Origin of the sequence: Rhizobium sullae (genome assembly GCF_900169785.1) — a bacterium.
GTDB classification, from domain to species: Bacteria; Pseudomonadota; Alphaproteobacteria; order Rhizobiales; family Rhizobiaceae; genus Rhizobium; species Rhizobium sullae.
In genome coordinates, this window is sequence record NZ_FWER01000081.1 from 1 (window position 1) to 18,714 (window position 18,714).

Sequence of the window (18,714 nt, forward strand, 5' to 3'; positions counted from 1 at the left end):
CGTGACCGGCGCAACCGCCTGACGTCTCACACAAGCGCCTTGTTCCGACCTTGATCAAATAACGTGACATCGCCGTCCCGGATTTAGTGAAATCGCTGTCCGGGATTCAATGGAACCCCTGTCCGCGAATTACCGAAACCCGCAGCATAAGCCGTTCCGAATTTGCGACCCCATCTCCGGATCGTCTCATGGGAGACGACGATACCGCGCTCCAGCAGCATCTCCTCGACCATCCTCAGGCTCAAAGGGAACCGAAAATACAGCCAGACCGCACGCGCGATGATCTGCGGTGGAAAGCGGTGGTTCTTGTAGCTTACGGCCGGACTGTTCATCCCAACCCATTACCAGACAACCGTTAAGCCGCTGACAACGTGACATCACCCGTCAGATCAAGGCCTATGAAGTTACACCTCATTTATTCATGCCATGGATGCCGGCTATCCAAACAATCAACTTTACCGATGTCCCGTAGTACCATTAGAAGACGCTGAATTTTGATCCCAATCAAGCATCAGGTGGCAAGACTTGCGATCGGTGCAGGAGGAAGCACATGCGCTGCGGTGGAAACTATGCTGGGAAAATCAGCTGGAGCTTTCGGATCACATCGAGCTCGCTGAGTTCTTTCGAAGGACATATGGTCCGACTGGAGGCTTTAGTGCAACACAATTTGAAGAGAGTCGAAGTTGCCGGAGCAAGGGCTGAGTTTCGTCTAATCGCTTACGACGAACGGGATAGCGGCTCATGTGGGCCTGTTGCGCCGTTTCATTAAAGTCGGCGAGGTTGAGTTAATGGTGGCCGAACTGGGACTGTTTGGGGGGCCGTCCAGACCTTAATGGTCTCCGGTTGAGCTTCGCTGCACGACAGGGTGTATCCAGTGTTGCAGCAGCTTGGCACCATTCGGCACGCGCTGCACAAGTACATTAAAAGGCTCTGCATATACGGTGTGGCGACAATTGTGGCGGGGGTTCGAGTGTGGTCCACCATTTCAGACGTGTATCTCGACCTGCCTCCACGGGCATCGAAAACGTACTTGTCGTGATTTTTCAACTTGGACGCGCGATGAGCGAGTGGGCCGACGGCACACTGATCGATCGGAATGGTCCGGAGCTGTGAAACATCCTGCCTACATACGCGAAGCGCCGAGTCGTCACGCACCAGATCGTCTTCATCTCTGCGAATGTAAGCGCGGCAGGGACGGCGAGTGGGTTTGGGATTGGCGAAAGCTGTGGCGTACAGATCGTGTTCATCTGCCCTACGAGGAAGTTTTTGCCAGCCAGTTTCAAGAGTGAAGGAGAGCCATTGAAACACGTTCTTGTCATCGATGACGATGCCGCTATACGGCACCTCATTGTCGAATACCTAACGATACATGCCTTTAAGGTAACCGCGGTAAGCGATACTAGGCAGCTCAATCGCGTACTCTCGTGTGCGCCGGTCGATCTCGTGGTTGTTGATCTTAATCTGGGTCGCGAAGATGGTCTGGAAATCGTCCGCAATTTGGCGACAAAATCGGATATTCCAACTATTGCCATCAGCGGCGATCGTCTTGAGGAGGCCGAAAAAGTCGTTGCACTGGAGCTCGGGGCAGCTGATTTCGTTTCCAAGCCTTTTGGAATGCGCGAATTCTTGGCCCGCATTCGAGTAGCATTGCGCCAGCGGCCCATCAATCCAGGGGCAAAAGATCGACGTTCGTTTTATTTTGCTGGTTGGAGACTCAATCTTAATCAACGCCGATTGATCTTTGAACAAAGCGGCGAGGTCAAGCTGACCGCAGGTGAGTTCAATCTACTAGTCGCCTTTCTGGAAAAACCACGGGACGTTTTATCCAGAGAGCGGCTTTTGCTTGCGAGCCGAGTGCGTGGAGAAGAGGTGCATGACCGAAGTGTTGATGTCCTCATATTGCGTTTGCGCCGAAAGCTTGAGGCGGATCCGGCCCACCCTCGTCTGATTAAAACATCCAGGGGTGCAGGCTATTTCTTCGACGCTGATGTGGATACCAACGACGGGGGCGCATTGGCCGCCTGATCGGTGTCCATGGGAGGGTCGGCGGCTCGGCGCCTGTTGCCCACGAGGTGCCGCCGTGTAATGCGGTTCCCGAGATGGCCGTGTCGGCAGCGGCCGTTAAGATTGGCAATTTGCGCCGAGTCCCTCCTCGGTGATTATCAAGCGTGCGGGCTCCGGAAGGCCTCCTGTCTGGCTTTCAAAGATGCGCTTTAGTGCGCGATCGGAGTAATATCGAACCTTTCGCAGTTGCAATGGTGGCTGGCCCTTAATGAGGACAATTTGGCATTTGTCGTCGAGCAGACGGACCTGCTCGGGCCGCAGTAGAGGTGATCCTTGATCTGAAATCTGAATATTGCGATCGAACATTCGCCCTTGGGTATGGGAAGTGGAGCGCGCTTGAAACGTATATTCACCGATCGCTTTCGAAATATAATTTGGTGTCTCGTCATCGGCGGTGGCCATGAAGACTTGCACGCCAGTATTGCTGAGAAAGTTTTGTTTGCCGGCCTCGTCGTATGTTCCCGACAATGCCGAGAGGCTTTGGATAATGAACATAAAGCGGCCCTTGTAGCCCGCGATGGTCGTGATTGCCGTTTCAACCGCCTCCAGCTTGCCCAAGTGCTTGAACTCATCCAGCAGGAATAGCACCTCGTGCTTCTCATCCTTGCCAGGCAGCGAGCGTTGTAGAATTGAAACGACCTGCTGAAAGAGTAGGCGCATCAGAGGCGCGACGACCTCAAGATCGTTTGGGCTAACGCAAAGATAAATGCAAGTTCTTCGGCGACGCAAATCATAGATTGAGAAATCTGAGCGGCTTGTCGCGGCTTTAACCAGGGGGTCCGCCCATAAGTTGAGCCCGCCATCGCCCAGCACAGAAGTGTAGGAGGTTAGAATTTTTGTATCGTTGCCCGCCATGTCGTCGAAGATCCGCTGAGCCTCTTTGTTCTGGGTCTCCTCCGCGAGGCGCGCAAAGAGCCTATATTTCTCGCCTGGCTGAGCAAAGAGGTCGTAAACGGCCCCGATTGTTGGCGTGCCGCGCTCGATGCAGGCAAGAATGCCGGCGACAAAAAGATCTCGAGCGCCGTTGATGAAACCTTCCGCGCCCTGTCCCTTGGTCGTAATGAGGTTCGCCGCCAAGCGGCGTGCCTCGGTGAACTGCCGCTCTGGAGGCAATGCTATGATATCCAACAGAGGATTATAGCAACTCGTCCGCCGTTCTGGATCTAGCGGTGCGAATTTCAACACACTGTCGCCATCGGCTTTGCGTGCCCTAGAGGTGAGTTCAAAAAGCTCACCCTTAACGTCGAGAGCTATCACTGAGCCCTTGAAAGTAAGTAGCGTGGGAATGACAATGCCCACGCCTTTTCCCGCGCGGGTCGGCGCAACGATAAGGCTGTGAGGCTGCTCGCCATTGGTCAGGTAATAGTCGGACCAAAAAGGGCCACTTGTCTTTCCAAATATTGGACCACTGATGCGGCTGTACCGCTGCAGATAACCTGTACGGCGCATTTCACCCACGCCAGCCCAGCGCGCCGTGCCGTGATGCTCGCGGCTGCCTTCGGAAAGCATCTGCTGAACCAGCAGGACGATTCCCGATGTTGAGACGACGACAGCTAAGCCATAATAGAAGGCAAGCGTTGTATAGCCCAAATAGAAAGGCGTCTCGTACCAAAAAGCGAGGATGTCAAACGCCATCAACGCTTCACCGCTAATTCCGTGACGGAATGTTGCGTACAGACTTGCCGCACAAAAACCTGCAGCCAGTGAGCACAGAATGCTCAAAGCGATGCTTGAGGGCGTAGTTTTGTTTGAAAACGTAGTTTTGCTTGAAATGGTCGTTCCACCGTATGATTCGAGCGGCTGCAAGATGCTGCGACACCCCGGCCGGAGGTCGCGACTTTATGGCGCCGCGTGAAGAGCGGAAGACGCGGACCTGCCCGATATGCAGATATCCGCCAACCATCGATAAGGATCTAAGCACTGAAGATATTGGAATCAAGGTGAAAGAAAGAAATTCTGTTGCAATGTCAATCGATTAGAAATCGTTTTGTAACGTGCCCCTATTGCTTGCTACGTCTCCGAACATAACAGGAAAACAAATTCATCCCGCCCTTCACGAATTGGGATCGGCAAAGGAAAACGTCGCCTGTCGGCCCCAAACGGCGTCATTGAACGTCAGGGCTCCGCTTAAGAGTCAGTCAAATTGATAAAGCTCGGCTGATCTATCAGTAGCGGCCCTACGGAAGGCTGCCGTCGGCGAAGCGTAAGTGAAATCCGCCTCTCACAAGGGGCGCATTGACGTGCCCTGGCCATAGGATTGCGAAACGCCGATTGTCTTGCACGCTCGCTTTGCTTGTTCTTCGACACATATAACATACCTAAAGTGGCGATGAGGGGGTATGTCCGCGGCGGCAACCTTCAGTAGGACTACAAATGTAACGCTAATTCGATTTAGCAGATCAAGCTTCGATGGTAGCCTCATAGGGCAATGGAAATTACTTCGGAGTCCTATCATAGATCACGATAGCAAACGGATACGCACACCTGAAGTTCATCCCCGCGACGGCGGGAGGGCGGCCGAGGTACGACGTTACCTTTCTGATCTCCCAGATGGGCTGCTGACTAATATTGCAGAACGGTTAGTAACTGATAAACCGCGCGAAACAGCACGCAATTTTGGGGAAAACGTGTGGCTGCAACTAGCTTGGTTGCGACGGACTTTGGCAAGTTTGGTGATAGCGAAGAGAAAAATCCCTTGTCAGTCGCGTCATTGAAATGCTGGAGGCTCCTGATGTCTACGGGGCCTACGTGTTCGCACAAAATACCATCACGCGAGGGTAAGCCACTTAGATGCAAATCGGAATGCGCGAGCTTACTGGTGGCCCAGGTCTGCAAGAGATGTCACAGAGCTTGCAGCAGTGTCTATGAGCAGTCCCATCGAGATCCACAAAAGACGAACAACCTTCCTCGCCTATGCGTCCCGGACGTCGCGTTGCGATGCGTATCGATTGCAGTGGGGAATAGGCGTAGTCACGCTACTGAACGGGGAGGGGCGTGGTGTTTCAGGTTCAGCACCGACCGTGCATCCATCAGCGCGAAACCGAGCTAATGTTCAGATCGCGATGCTCAGGAAGGCGGGCGAACGCGGATGATTCGTCGCTGACTTCTTGGGAGAAGAAACTCAGCACCAAGATAGTTTTTGTGTTGGTCGTCACGACTGTGTTGTTGACAGTGCTTGCAAGCTGGTGCGGGCAAGACAATCAGACTAATCAGGTAATACTAAGTGAATTGCAAAGAATTAAGACCAATGGTGCATTGCTGCAGCGCGATGTGCTTCGCGTTCACGCCGGCATGCTACGGGATTACAGCCCTGTTGCGGAAAAGTTACAGGCAGTGCAGAAGAGCCTGATTGACCTTCAGGAGTTGTTTGAAAAGGCGACTCACGAGAACGCCAGTGATCTCTCTCAACTGCTAACTCGGGTAAAGCTGTCGGTCGAAAGGACAGATGCGATCGTCGCCGGCTTGGGCGCACAGAACGCGCGCTTGCAAAACGCTCTCTCAAGTTTCGAACACTTTGTGAGCTTGCTTCCGGGATCACCGAGGCTCGAACTCGGCCATTTGATTCTGCAGTTTTTGCTTCGTCCGAGTTCGAACCTTGCGTCAGAGATCGATAGAAATCTTGACCGGCTTCAATCGACGGGGGGTGAGAATGAGGCCATTGAACATGTTGTACGCAATGGTCGAGTCATCCTGTCTTTGCTGCCGCAGGTGAACGAAGCCGTAAATAGCATTGCGTCATCCGACACTATTGCCGAAGCCGCGAAACTGGAGCGCGAATATGTAAAACACCACAGCTTGATCAATCTGGGCGAGAAGTGGGCACGAATGTTTATGACCTTCGAACCAATATGCCTCTGCTTTTGTATAGTCGTGCTCCTCTCAAGATTGCATCTGTACACGAATCGGTTGGTAAGGCGCTTGCAATTTGAAGCGACGATGAAGGAAATTGAGGCTTGCTTCAGAGATAGTGGAGCAACAAAGATGTCGTTAACTTCCTCAACCCAAGCCGCACTTCGAGTTGTTCAGCGCTTTTTCAATGCTGATCAGTGCGCGCTGGCACTGGTCGAAGTGAGTGCCAGGAGGGCGGCTGAGTGCTTCGCCGCAAACAATCCTGGGTCTACATGGAACGATGGGCTGCTGCTTGAAATTGTTTCGCTTGTCCAGGCGGGGGAACAACTGCCCCCGTTTGCCATCGTTCCCGCGCAAAACGTTCGCGGGGTTGCGGAGGGGACTTCTGGTCTTTCTCAGGTGCTTGTCTTCAAGGCCTCCGATCAGCTAATCACCGTTTGTTGCCTTGCCTATGAGCAAGACCGTTCAGGGCTCTCTTCCAGTGAGGTCCAACTTCTTGAGTGCGCTACTGGTCGTGTCTGCGATTACATCGATCTTCGACGTAGGCAGATGGAACATAACCTTCTGGAGAGGCGGTTGGAGCATGCGGAACGGCTGAAGGCCGTCGGCACACTTGCAGGCGGCATGGCGCATGAATTCAACAACCTTTTAGGGGCAATCCTCGGCTATGCCGAGATGGCCCACAGTCTTCTGCACCCCCTCTCGAGAACAAGAGGTTACATCGGCCAAATCATTGCTGCAGGCGATCGAGCAAGGCTGATCATTGATCAGATCTTGGCACTGAGCCGAAACCAGAAACGTAAGACCAAGGCCTTCAACGTCTCCGAGGTGACAATGGATTTAGCTCCGTTGCTGCGCGTTACGCTTCGTGCGGATGTAGAGCTGGATTTAAAAATTGACGAGAGGCAAACGGTAATCGATGGAAACCCATTGGAAATACAGCAGATCCTGATGAATCTCTGCAAGAATGCCTCGGAGGCTGTCACGAATGGAGGCCGCGTTGAGGTCAGCGTCTCTCGCACTTATGTCTCCCAATCGAAGACACTTGCTCCTGGCGCTTTGCCTCCCGGGGACTATGTCCTCCTTTCTGTCGGCGATAACGGCAACGGTATTGCTGAAGCAGTACTACCGTATATTTTTGAGCCCTTTTTCACCACGCGCTCGTGCATGGGCGGGACGGGGCTCGGTCTCGCTGCAGTTCACGGGTATGTGAAAGCGCATGCAGGATGTATTGATGTTAGCTCAACCGTTGGGCGCGGTACGCGCTTCGACATTTATCTACCGCCTTCCTCAAAGGAGCCGGTGAGTGCGGACAGCTTTTTTGGGCCTTGTGAAATACCACTTGGTAACGGAGAGGTCGTCGCAGTAGTAGAGCCCGACCGAGGGACGCTGGAGATGTATGAGGACAAGATTGCCGCATTAGGCTATGAGCCAGTCGGCTTCAACACATTCGACAATCTTTGCGATTGGATGTTTAGGGGGAAAGCAGTCGATCTTATTGTGGCGGACCATTTGTCTTTTCCCGGGCGATGGCGCGCCGAAGCCATACATGCAGCCCTTAAAACAGTGCCTGTCATCATCATTGGTGGAGCTAACCTTAACATGCCACCTGCGGCTGATGACCGAGCCTCCGCGATTGCCCTGGCTAAGCCAGTCTCGTCGAGGACCATGGCATGTGCAATTCGTATGATGATCAGGACGTGAGGCTGCAGTCGTGCACAAGGAAGACCTACTGAGATTGGACTTGCTTCGGAGAAGTGGAGAGGCATTTTCAGATCATGCGGCCAGTGTCTCGAACTGTGCGGGGCTTAGGTAGTCAAGCGCCGAGTGCCGCCGGGTGGGATTGTAGAAGCCATCGATGTAGCGGGCAGTGGCAATTTCGGCCTGATTTCGCGTCTGATAGTCCTCCAGATAAGCTCTGATTTCAACCTCTTGAAGAACGTTTCGACCATGGCGTTATCATAGCAGTTTCCCTTTCCTGACATCGAGATTAGGATGCCATTGCTGCGCAGCGGGGCCTGATAGTCAACTGAACAATATTGACTGCCGCGGTCGGAGTGATGGATCAGGCCAGGCTTTGGTCGACGCATGATAATGGCTTTTCGAAGAGCATTGACTGCCAGTTGGCGATGGAGCCGATCACCGGTATCCCAGCCGACGACGCGGCGGGAGAACAGGTCGATGACAACGGCCAGATAGAGCCAGCCCTCGCGGGTCCATACGTAGGAAATATCAACACCCCATTTTCTGGTTTGGCCCGGTCGCTGCAAAATCCTGATCGATGATATTGGGGGCTACCGGAAAGGCATGTTGGCTATCCGTAGTGCGCTTGAACCTCCGCCTCTGCCGGGCGTGCAGGCCATTCTCGCGCATGAGCCGGGCGGTTCGTCGTCGGCCGATGGCAAAGCCGCTGTCCTGCAATTTTCGCGTCATGCGTGGGCTGCCGTAGGTCTCGTGAGAAAGCGCATAGGCAAAGCGCACATGCGCCAGCATCACCATGTCTTCGCGCTGCCGACGACGTGCGGGCCGGTCTTTCCAGGCAAAATAGCCGCTCTGGCTGACGCCCAGTACCTTGCAGAGACGGTATGCGGGGAATTCCGTTTTCGCCTGGTCGATGAAACGGAACTTCATCGACTTCCCTCCTTGGCGAAAAAAGTCGCGGCACGCTTCAGTATCGTAAGCGACAAGCTGGGGCCGTTCAGGCCGTGTAGTTCCACGGCATGAGGGCGTCGATTTCGCTGCTGGGCCATCCATTTGCGAGGCGCTCAAGTGCCTGGGTAAGCCAGGCTTGCGGATCGACGGCATTCATCTTTGCCGTTTGCAGGAGCGTTGCGATGGTCGCCCAGGTCTTGCCGCCACCGTCGCTTCCGGCGAATAGGCTATTCTTCCTTGTGATCGCCTGAGGTCTGATCGCCCGCTCGACGATGTTGGAGTCGATCTCGACGCGACCGTCGGTTAGGAAGCGTTCGAAGATGTCGCGACGCGAGATGGCATAGCGGAGGGCTTCCGCGAGTTTGGATTTGCCGGAGACCCGTGGCAGGGTCGCCTGCCAGAAGGTGAAGAGGTCTTTGACGATCGCTGCAGAGACTTCCTGACGTGCTGCAGCACGAGCCTCAGGGTTTTGACCCCGGATGGTTTCCTCAATCTCCCAGAGCTTCGCCATACGTTCGACCGTCTCTGTGGCAACCTTTGAGGTTTTTGCGACATGCAACTCATAGAACTTTCTCCGACTGTGCGACCAGCAGCCAGCCAGGGTGACCCCGTCATTGCCACCATCCTTGCGGACAAGCTTATTGTAAGCACCGTATCCGTCGACTTGCAAAATCCCCCGATAGCCGCTCAGGTGCCGTGCAACGCACTCGGTCGCGCGACTGTCCTCGAAGCGATAGGCCACCATCGGCGGGCCACTGCCTCCGAAGGGGCGGTCATCCCTTGCATATGCCCAGAGCCACGCCGTCTTTGCTGATCCGGAACCAGGCGCAAGTGTCGGCAAGGTCGTTTCATCGGCAAAAATTCGTTCGGCCTTCTTGATCTCGTTCAGGATGTAGTCCGCGAGGATGTTGAGCTCGAACCCCAGCTTGCCCATCCATTGGGCCATCAGCTTGCGGTCAAGTTCGACCTTGTCACGGGCGTAGATGGCTTCCTGGCGATAAAGTGGCAGGCCGTCGGCATATTTGGAGACGGCGATCTGGGCCAGAAGCGCTTCTGTTGGAATGCCGCCTTCGATGATGTGTGCCGGAGCCGCAGCCTGGATGACGCCGTCTTCGTTCTTAAAGGCATATTTCGGCCGGCGGGTGACGATGACCCGGAACTTCGCTGCGACGACGTCCAGCCGTTCGGAGACGTCTTCTCCGATTAGGATCTTCTGCTTACCCGCGTGTTCCGGCAACTCTTCCGGCTCGATCACGACCTCGACGCGCTCAAGATGCGGCGCGAAGCCCTTGCGTGGCCGCGGAGCACGTTTGGCATCCGCATTCCCGCGGCCTTTTGTGATCTGAGCCCTGATTGCCGCAATGCCAGTCTCGATTTCTTCGAAGACAAAGGCATGCTGCTCGTCGTCGACCGTGGATGCTGCAAGCTTTTCCGAACGCCGTCCAAAGTGAGCTCGATCGAATGCTTTCAAGATTTGCGTCAGCCGCTCGATGCGCTCATCGGCGTCAGCGTTCCGGGCCTGGAGGTCATCGACCTGCTTCTCCAAAGCCTCGACGCGGGCTGCCTTTGCGGCCATGGCAAGAACCATGGCTTTCAGTGCCTCTACATCATCCGGAAGCTCAAGATCGGGTGGCGTCATGGGTCTGATCAGAGCATATTTTGCTGCAATCCGCCCGTGGTTTCAGCCACCTGATTTACTTCGCCGCAGCGGTTTACCCAACAATTTCGGGAGGTTTGACTGGCGTGAAGCGAACCCGCTTCCAGTCCATTCCATCGACCAAAGCCAGAAGCTGCGCATGGTTGAGTTGGACCCGGCTGTGGCCGATACGTGGCCAACAGAACTGCGCTTTCTCCAACCGCTTGGCATAGAGGCAAACCCCGGAACCATCCCACCACACGATCTTGATCCGGTCCGCGCGCTTTGCCCGGAAGACATAGAGCGCCCCGTTGAACGGGTCACTGCCGGCATCGCGCACCAGCGACAGCAAACTGTCCGGCCCCTTGCGGAAGTCGATGGGATGGCTCGCAAGAAAGACCTTCACGCCCGACGGGATCATGCCGATCGCACCGCCCGGATCACTCGCCGCAGGTGTGCTTCATCGATATCAGCGCCAGCTCGGACAACGATATCGCCGATGACAAGCTCGATCACTGCTCTCGCGCCAACTGGCCCAGCTTCTATCTGAACAGCCGGATCCTGCGAAAGCGATCGTTGTCCGGCACGAGCATCGCGGCGCCAGCCAAATAGTTGGGACGGATGTATGCCGATGCGATGCGCAATCGCTGACACGCTTGCACCGGGCTCCATCGCCTCAGCCACAGCCCGCTCCTTGAATTCATCGGACCAGCGCCGCCGAAATTGCCGCGGCGCGCCCTCAAGCCGTTCCGGAACGGCCTCGATCATATGGAAGTTTCTAGTTCCAGAGCTAGGCGCAGACATAGAAGCTCACAGTTTGTGAATCGTCTGTCCGCAATACAGGGGCCAACGCTACCAACGCCAGATGGGGTCTGCTTGCCGCTTACTCAGTATCTCGCGTTCCTGCCGCAGGACTTCGTTCTCCCGGCGTAACCGTTTCAGCTCGGCCGTCATGTCCTCGGTGGCAGCCGACCCTATCGGCGCGTCCATCGCCTGATCACGGCTACGGCCAATCCACCGCACCAGCGTCGATAGGCCGACGCCCAAGTCCTGGGCAATCTCGCGCTGCGTCCGGCCGCTCGTCTGCGCCAGGCGCACCGCTTCCTCAAATTCCTTGGTAAAATTCTTCTGCTTCGGCATTCCGGTTTCCTTTCGATTCAAGAAAACCTCTCCACTTCTCCGAAGCAAGTCCAGATTAAGGAAAGCGGAAGCGGGAGGGATGGCGGTTCTAGACTAAATGTTCGCCTGGGACCGGTGTGACCCGTCTCACAATATGCAGGTATCGAGGGTTGCGAGAGCGATCCTCTCGTAGAGCCTCATGGTATGCGCCGCCTACGCCCCATTGATTCCGCATGTTTCTGAACATTGAGGTTTCTGCCAGAAGGTTTTCGGCAAGAGCTGGAGATTTGGAATGGCGGATGGTGAGGGATTTGTTGGGCGATGCGAAGTTGTCGAGCCTCGTCGTGGAAACCGGCGATGGCCCAATGATCTGAAGGCGCGGATTGTAGCGGAGAGCCTTCAACCCGGTACGCGGGTTGTTGATGTTGCGCGTCGCCATGATCTGCTTGCGCACCAGCTATCGGACTGGCGCCGGCAGGCGCGTCAGGGACTTCTGGCGCTGCCTGCGGAACTGATGGCAGGGGTTCCTTGCGAGGATAGCGGAGCATTCGTGCCTGCCTTTGTGCCCCTGGCGATTACGACGGAGCCGAAGGAGGCTGCCGATGCATCACCAATACCGGAGCCGGTCGAGATCACTTCGGGGATCATGACAGTAGAAATAGGCGCAGACCTCCTGGTGCGGGTTCCCGGCGATGTGCCGGTTGATCGGGTTGCGGCCTTGGTGCGGGCGATGCGAGGGACGGCATGATCGTCGCGGGCCAACGATTGCCGATCCTGATCGCGACGCGGCCGGTGGACTTCCGCTGTGGCCACCAGGCGCTGGCATTGATGGTGCAGACCGAGTTGAAGCTTGATCCGCATTCCGGCGTCACCGTGGTCTTCCGGTCGAAGCGCGGCGATCGTCTGAAAATCCTGGTATGGGATGGCACCGGAATGGTGCTGACCTACAAAATCCTGGAACAGGGCAGTTTTGCCTGGCCCAAGGTGCAGGATGGAACGATGCGTCTTTCTCGGGCTCAATACGAAGCCTTGTTCGAAGGTCTCGACTGGCGACGAGTTATGGCGCGGCGGGTAACAGCGCCGAGTGCGGCAGGATGACTCACCTGCTTGATTTTGGCATTGTTTTATTGGGCTTTTCTGCTTCGATTTGCTATGAAGACGCATGTCGCAACCGATCGATCTCAGCCAGTTCCCGGACCTTCCTGTCGAGGTATTGAAAGCCTTTGCGGCGGTGCAGTTCGAGCTGTCGGTCGAGCGTGCGGCACGCCAGCATGAGCAGGCGGTGGTGGCCGAAAAGGACGCCTTCATCAGCGAGCTGAAGGAATTGATCGAGAAGCTGGAGAGCCAGGTTCAGGATTACCGCCGCACGAAGTTCGGGCCGAAATCGGAAAAGCTCGATCCGGCGCAGATGGAACTGGCGCTGGAAGACCTTGAGACGGCGATTGCCGAAACACAGGCCCAGATCGCTGTTGTCGAGGGAAAGATCGCGGCCAGCGGATCCGATCCCGAAAAGGCCGTCCCGCGCAAACAGCGCAAGGCGCGCTCGCTGCCTGAGCACCTGCCGCGAGTCGAGCGGGTGATCGAGCCCGATAGCATTGCTTGCCCCTGTGGTTGCGGCAACATGGTGCGGATCGGCGAAGATCGGACGGAACGGCTCGATCAAATTCCGGCTTGCTATCAGGTGATCGTCACGATCCGCCCGAAATACGCGTGTCCCAAGGGCCGCACCGGCGTGGTTCAGGCCAGGGCGCCGGCACATCTGTTGGAAGGCAGCTGGCCGACCGAAGCCCTGTTGGCGCAGATCGCCGTGTCCAAGCCTTCCGAACATATGCCGCTCAACCGTCAGGCGACAGTCATGGCCCGACACGGAGTGCCGATCGACCGCACGGTCCTGGCCGATTGGATGGGGCGGACGGGTGCTGCGATCGCGCCGGTGGTAGACCGCATGGCCATGCTCCTGAAACAGGGCAGTTCAAGACTTTATGTCGACGAGACCACGGCCCCGGGTGTTGGATCCGGGCCGCGGCAAGACGAAAACTGGCTATCTCTGGGCTATTCTGCGCGACGACCGCGGCTGGAACGGATCTGCGCCGCCGGGCGTGGTGTTCCATTATCGGCCGGGGCGTAAAGGCGAATATGCCGCAGAAATCCTCGACGGCTTCGACGGCACGATCCAGGTCGATGCCTATGGCGGCTACTCCCATCTCGCCACGCCAAAACGCACGAGTGGCGATCCGTTGAGGCTGGCCTTCTGCTGGGCACATGGCCGCAGAAAACTGATCAAGTCCCAGCCGAAGAAGGGTTCGCCCATCGTCGACGAGGCGTTGTTGCGCATCGCCGCTCTCTACAAGATCGAGGACAGCATCCGAGGTTGTGATCCCGATCATCGCCGGGCTATCCGCCAGAACCTGTCCCGCTCGCTGGTGGACGAGTTCTTCACCTGGCTGACAGCTCAGGCCGCGCGCGTCTCGCGCAAGTCCGACCTCGGCGAAGCCATGGCCTATATGCTGAAACGCCAGGACGGCTTCCGGCTATTCCTCGACGACGGCTGCGTCGACATCGACTCCAACCTCGTCGAAAATGCAATCCGCAGCCCAGCCATGAATCGCCGCAACGCGCTGTTTGCCGGGCATGACGAGGGTGGCCGTAATTGGGCCCGTTTCGCCAGCCTGATCGGCACATGTAAGATGAATGGCGTTGAACCATATGCCTACCTGCGCGATCTCTTCATCAGCCTCGCAAATGGCCACCTCGCCAAAGACATCGACGCCCTGATGCCCTGGGCCTATGCGCAACGGATCAGTGCCTCATAATGACCTCGTCCGGGACTCCTCGACGAGCTCACAGAACCACCAGCAAGCAAAAGACCTGACCGTTGCAACCGCATAATCAATGGGACGGAGACGCCGCATACGCCTCATGCATAGGAGACGGGCCATGGACGAGACTATCACATATGTCGGATTGGATGTTCACAAAGAGACGATCGCGGTGGCGCTCGCTGATGGTGGTGGGCGCGGTGACGTGCGTGCGTTTGGCCAGATCGTAAACACACCAACGGCCTTGGCCCGTATGCTGGCCAAGCTGTCGCAGCCGGGCCGGACGTTGAAGTTTTGCTACGAAGCAGGACCTTGCGGCTACGGCATTCAGCGGCAGCTCTCTGCCGCAGGCCATGACTGCGTCGTCGTCGCTCCCTCTTTGATCCCTACCGGGCGATCGCATAAAGACAGACCGTCGGGATGCCAGCAATCTGGCAAGACTTCACCGCGCTGGGGAACTGAGTGCGGTTTGGATACCAGATACCGCGCATGAGGCGATGCGTGATCTGGTTCGGGCGCGCTTGGCTGCCGTTCGAAGCCTGCGGCAAGCGCGCCAGCAGCTCAGTGGATTTTTACTGCGCCACGGCTTTCACTACAGCCGCCCAGCCTGGACGCAGATGCATCGACGTTGGTTGGCCGGTCTTTGCTTTGAGCAGCCAATTCACCATATCGTGCTGGAGGATCATATCGCCACAATCGAAGCAGCAACCGAGCGGCGCGAGCGGCTGACGAAGCAAATCGAGATCATGCTGCCTGACTGGTCGTTGGCTCCGGTTGTCCTCGCGCTGCAATCGCTACGCGGCATGGCTCTGGTGACGGCCGCTACGATGATTGCCGAATTGGGCGACCTGAGCCGCTTCACAAACCCGCGCCAATTGATGGCCTATCTCGGGCTGGTACCATCGGAGCATTCAAGCGGAGGAACTCGGCGGCAGGGAGGAATCACGAAAGCAGGCAACACAACGGCACGTCGCATGCTGATCGAAGCCGCTTGGAGCTATCGGTTTCCTGCAAAGATCAGCCGCGAGCAATTGATCCGCCAGGAGCAGCTTCCAAAAGCAATCCGAGACACGGCATGGAAGGCGCAGTTGCGATTGTGCAGCCGATACCGAAAGCTTGCGAAGGCCGGAAAGCCCGCGACAACCGTCACTACGGCGATTGCGCGCGAACTATCGGGCTTCGTCTGGTCGATTGCATGCCAGGTCTCAACACGGGGGCAGAACAAGAGCAGTTCAAAATCCTGCGCTAAGTAGAACGAGGCGTGAACTTCGACTTTCAATGCATGCGCGAGTGCTAGCGGGGGGCTGCTTTGGTCCGCGCGGTGACGACCCAGACGGAAGCCAAAAGCTGTACCACGGAGGGATCGCCTAAGGCAGCTAAGGCCTGGCGCAATCGGGGCTCGGATGTCGCCCGCAACGCAGGATTCTCGCGGATGATCTTTCCGAGCGGTCCCACCTTCAGAAGCACCGAAGTCATCGCATCGAGATCTCCGCTAGAGACTTTTTCATCGTGCGATTGGATGACTATCTCTTCGAAGCCAGCAGCTTCAAGGATGCCATGTATATATTCCGGATCTGCGAAGCTGAAAGGAGTTTCATCGACTTTGGCCCGGATACCGACCGCAGAGAGAGGGAAGTGATCCAACTCATTATCCTCAAGGGCACGCCAGCAACTAAAAGCCAATTTGCCGGATGGTTTTAGAAGGCGACGGAAATTCGTGAAAGCCGAGACAGGATCATTGAAACTCATCACACCGAATGGAGAGAACACAACATCCAAACTCTCAGACGGCAAATCCAAGGATTCCGCATCTGCCTGGATCAATCTGACCTGGCTCAGCGGTTTGGTTCTCTGCCCGGCAATTTCCAACAGCAGCGGCGCTACATCAACCCCGATCACTTGGCCTTCAGTTCCGACCTGCTCGGCAAGTTGGAGGAGGGTTTGCCCAGCTCCGCATCCTATATCGGCAACTGTGTCGCCGGCACTCAGACCTAGCTTTTTGATAGCCCCTAGCCCCAAGGGAGAAAGTTGAACGTCAATCAACTCATAGACCTCGGCCCATGCCTTTGCATGGAGAAGTTTTTGAGACGAAATATCCGCTAAATCCTGCTTAAGCATTGAAAAGTCCTTCGCTGCCACAGATGTCCACGCATCTCCCAGGATCACGCGGTTCGTGAACTTTCAGCGCGCACACGCGTGATGGTCTGCCGACTGGTGGTGAATTTCCTGGCGACGGCCGAAACGCTCATGCCTGTAGCGAGATCGTCGCGCGCATCCTGCTTCTGTTTGTCGCTAAGCGTCGAGGGGCGGCCGAGCACTTTGCCTTCCGATTTGGCGCGTTTGAGACCCGATTGCGTGCGTTCGATCAGCAAATCCCGCTCGAACTGTGCGACGGCATTGAGCACGTTCATGGTCATCGTGCCGGCCGAACTGGTCAGATCGGCTCCGCCGAGCGCGAGGCAATAGACGCGAACCCCCATTTCGGCCAGCGTCTTGACCGTAGTGCTGACATCGATGGCGTCGCGACCGAGGCGATCGAGCTTGGTGACGATCAAAATATCCCCTGCTTCCAGCCGGTCCATGAGTCGGGAAAAGCCACGGCGCTGCGCAATGGCGGTGCTGCCGGAAACAGTCTCGGTGACGATCCGACGTGGCTCAACCTGGAAACCGGCGGCTTCGATTTCCTGAATCTGGTTTTCCGTGGTTTGCCCGGTCGTGGAGACGCGGACATAGGCAAAGGTGCGTGGCATGCGCTCAAATCGTCCGAATAGGCTGTCCGTAACATCTGAGCTGTTCGTAACCCTGTCAAGATAATTTGTGGACAGGGCGTTTTGTCCCTGTACGGAAACCAACCTTTCCGTACAGGGCACGGTCATTGATGCGCAAATGTAGGGAGTAGCAAATGGCCAAGCGGAAACTTCTCAAAGTTCAGGACCGGCAGGCGCTTTTCGATATTCCGACCGACGAGGACAGCCTGATCCGCCACTATTCCCTGTCACCGGCCGACCGGCTCGAAATCGAGGTCCGCAGACGGGAGCATAATCGGCTCGGCTTTGCGGTGCAGCTCTGCCTGATGCGTTATCCAGGCCGCGCGCTCATGGCCAACGAGATGCCGCCCAAGGCGATGCTCAACTATATTGCCGAGCAAATCGGAGCCGATCCAGCTTCATTTGATCTGTACGCCCGCCGGGAAGAGACACGCATGAACCATGTAGCTCGCCTGCTGGGCTATCTGGAAATGAGGAGTCCTACAGCCGAGGATCGTCGCGCTGCACTGCTGTCAGCAATTGAGACTGCCTCAACGACCGACAAGGGTGTGACGATTGCGAATACCATCATCGTCACGTTCCGAGAGCGCCGGGTTCTGCTGCCGGTAGCGAACATGATAGAACGTATGGGTTTGGCAGCACGCGCCATTGCCCGTCGTCGCGCCGAGGCGGCGCTCCTCGCGGACCTCGATCAGCAGAAACTTGCAAACGTTGGACGGGCTGCTGGAAGTCGACCCGGCGATCGGCCAGACGCGCTTTCACTGGCTGCGGTCGGCTCCGGACGCTCCGGGTACGCTGAACCTGGTCGGATTGACTGAGCGCATTGCATTCCTGCGCACGCTGGAGATCGACCCGCGCTTGCAGGCCCGGATCGCTTCGGGACGATGGGATCAGATGGTCCGGGAGGGCGACGCCACACCGGCTTGGCTCGCCAACGACTTCAATGCCAGTCGCCGGCGTGCGACGATTGTCGCGCAGATCATCAAGCTCGGCCAGAAGCTCACCGACGATGCGGTGATGATGTTCATCAAGATGATGGGCCGGCTGTTCTCGCAGGCCAACAACAGGAAAAAGCAGCGTCATATGAGTGCCCGCGTGGAAACGTCCAAAGCGTTGCGGCTGTTCCTCGACAAGATCCTGGCCCTGCAGTCCGCCAACGATACCGACGCAGATCCCATGACGACACTGGATCGGCAAGTCGGCTGGCATCGGCTGCTGCAGATCAAACCCGGCCTCGAAGCCATGGTGGAAAGCAACGATGTGTCGGCGCTGATGACGGCGGCCGAACAACATGCGACCGTCCGTAAATATGCTGGTGCCTTTCTCGAGACGTTCACCTTTCACTCCCGGCGGCGGCACGATCCGCTGCTTGCTGCCGTCGCCACCTTGAAAATGCTCTATGCGGACGGACATCGCGTGTTACCCGTTCGCGTTCCGGTCGCCCATCTGGCAAAATCGGAGCGCGAACTGATCTTCGAAGACGAAAAGCCGGATCGGCTGCGGATTTCGGATTAACGGGACAGCGATTCCGGTAAATCCCGGACAGTCGCTTCACTAGATCCCGGACAGTCTCGCGGGATCGACTTTCGTTCGCCTGGTTGATGTCATTGGTTATTGATTTCGGCGTTTCGCGCTTCGGTCAAGAGCGGTCGTGGTTTTTGCCTCCTCATGCTGTCTCCCTCGAGCGCAATTCGATGGGCGTTATGGACGATACGATCGAGGATGGCGTCAGCGATCGTCGGTTCCCCGATCATCTCGTGCCACTGGGCCACGGGCAGTTGGGCGGTGATCAGAGTGGATTTCCTGC

At 56.7% G+C, this 18,714-nt stretch carries 11 protein-coding genes and 7 pseudogenes; 8 read left to right on the top strand and 10 right to left on the bottom strand.

The genetic code is table 11. The annotated features are described in order from the left end of the window. Positions 1-143: 143 nt before the first annotated feature. Positions 144-332: pseudogene (locus BN1800_RS36320) on the bottom strand (IS6 family transposase); the annotation flags it as partial. A 202-nt stretch (positions 333-534) separates the two neighbouring features. Here BN1800_RS36320 and BN1800_RS36325 point away from each other — a divergent pair. Then, positions 535-1,113 (top strand): annotated as a pseudogene (locus BN1800_RS36325) (NodA family N-acyltransferase). 186 nt (positions 1,114-1,299) lie between these two features. Further along, positions 1,300-2,025 (top strand): two-component system response regulator VirG, encoded by a 726-nt coding sequence (gene virG, locus BN1800_RS36330; protein ID WP_027513861.1) that lies wholly within the window; start codon positions 1,300-1,302, stop codon positions 2,023-2,025. Between the two features lie 96 nt (positions 2,026-2,121). On the opposite strand, the gene virD4 is transcribed toward virG, so the two are convergent. Then, positions 2,122-3,837, bottom strand: a complete 1,716-nt coding sequence (gene virD4, locus BN1800_RS36335; RefSeq protein WP_037144402.1) for a type IV secretion system ATPase VirD4 — start codon at positions 3,835-3,837, stop codon at positions 2,122-2,124. A gap of 1,224 nt (positions 3,838-5,061) precedes the next feature. Here virD4 and BN1800_RS36340 point away from each other — a divergent pair. Beyond that, positions 5,062-7,617, top strand: a complete 2,556-nt coding sequence (locus BN1800_RS36340) for a two-component system VirA-like sensor kinase (RefSeq protein ID WP_051336862.1) — start codon at positions 5,062-5,064, stop codon at positions 7,615-7,617. Between the two features lie 72 nt (positions 7,618-7,689). Here BN1800_RS36340 and BN1800_RS43140 read toward each other — a convergent pair. The 5 genes and pseudogenes from BN1800_RS43140 to BN1800_RS36365 all read right to left on the bottom strand — a co-directional run. Continuing rightward, a pseudogene (locus BN1800_RS43140) lies at positions 7,690-8,568 on the bottom strand (IS3 family transposase); the annotation flags it as partial. A gap of 43 nt (positions 8,569-8,611) precedes the next feature. Next, a complete protein-coding gene (gene tnpC, locus BN1800_RS36350; protein ID WP_087005344.1) occupies positions 8,612-10,204 on the bottom strand; it encodes an IS66 family transposase in 1,593 nt (530 codons plus the stop codon). 73 nt (positions 10,205-10,277) lie between these two features. After that, positions 10,278-10,622, bottom strand: coding sequence for an IS66 family insertion sequence element accessory protein TnpB (gene tnpB, locus BN1800_RS36355; protein ID WP_018329060.1), 345 nt, complete (start codon positions 10,620-10,622; stop codon positions 10,278-10,280). After that, positions 10,619-11,005: a transposase gene (locus BN1800_RS36360; RefSeq protein WP_027513939.1), complete on the bottom strand. Its 387-nt coding sequence runs from the start codon at positions 11,003-11,005 to the stop codon at positions 10,619-10,621. Before BN1800_RS36360 ends, tnpB (BN1800_RS36355) begins: the two co-directional genes overlap by 4 nt. A 69-nt stretch (positions 11,006-11,074) precedes the next feature. Further along, positions 11,075-11,341: pseudogene (locus tag BN1800_RS36365) on the bottom strand (transposase); the annotation flags it as partial. A 271-nt stretch (positions 11,342-11,612) separates the two neighbouring features. Between BN1800_RS36365 and tnpA the strand changes: the two are divergent. The 4 genes and pseudogenes from tnpA to BN1800_RS36385 all read left to right on the top strand — a co-directional run bounded on the left by tnpA (position 11,613) and on the right by BN1800_RS36385 (position 15,392). Continuing rightward, the gene (gene tnpA / locus BN1800_RS36370; RefSeq protein WP_087005347.1) at positions 11,613-12,068 is read left to right on the top strand and encodes an IS66-like element accessory protein TnpA; all 456 of its coding nucleotides are present in this window, start codon (positions 11,613-11,615) and stop codon (positions 12,066-12,068) included. After that, entirely contained in the window at positions 12,065-12,418 is a 354-nt protein-coding gene (gene tnpB / locus BN1800_RS36375; RefSeq protein ID WP_087005350.1) for an IS66 family insertion sequence element accessory protein TnpB, read from the top strand. Before tnpA ends, tnpB (BN1800_RS36375) begins: the two co-directional genes overlap by 4 nt. A gap of 64 nt (positions 12,419-12,482) precedes the next feature. Next, positions 12,483-14,133: pseudogene (tnpC, locus tag BN1800_RS36380) on the top strand (IS66 family transposase). 124 nt (positions 14,134-14,257) lie between these two features. Beyond that, a pseudogene (locus tag BN1800_RS36385) lies at positions 14,258-15,392 on the top strand (IS110 family RNA-guided transposase). 40 nt (positions 15,393-15,432) lie between these two features. On the opposite strand, the gene BN1800_RS36390 reads toward BN1800_RS36385, so the two are convergent. After that, a complete protein-coding gene (locus BN1800_RS36390) occupies positions 15,433-16,257 on the bottom strand; it encodes a class I SAM-dependent methyltransferase (RefSeq protein ID WP_244564782.1) in 825 nt (274 codons plus the stop codon). Between the two features lie 44 nt (positions 16,258-16,301). Continuing rightward, positions 16,302-16,889: a recombinase family protein gene (locus BN1800_RS36395; RefSeq protein ID WP_027513912.1), complete on the bottom strand. Its 588-nt coding sequence runs from the start codon at positions 16,887-16,889 to the stop codon at positions 16,302-16,304. Positions 16,890-17,041: 152 nt separating this feature from the next. Here BN1800_RS36395 and BN1800_RS36400 point away from each other — a divergent pair. Continuing rightward, positions 17,042-18,404: pseudogene (locus BN1800_RS36400) on the top strand (DUF4158 domain-containing protein); the annotation flags it as partial. A gap of 107 nt (positions 18,405-18,511) precedes the next feature. On the opposite strand, the gene BN1800_RS36405 reads toward BN1800_RS36400, so the two are convergent. Beyond that, positions 18,512-18,714, bottom strand: a 203-nt coding sequence (locus BN1800_RS36405; protein WP_179213991.1) for an ATP-binding protein, incomplete at its 5' end; no start/stop codon positions are given.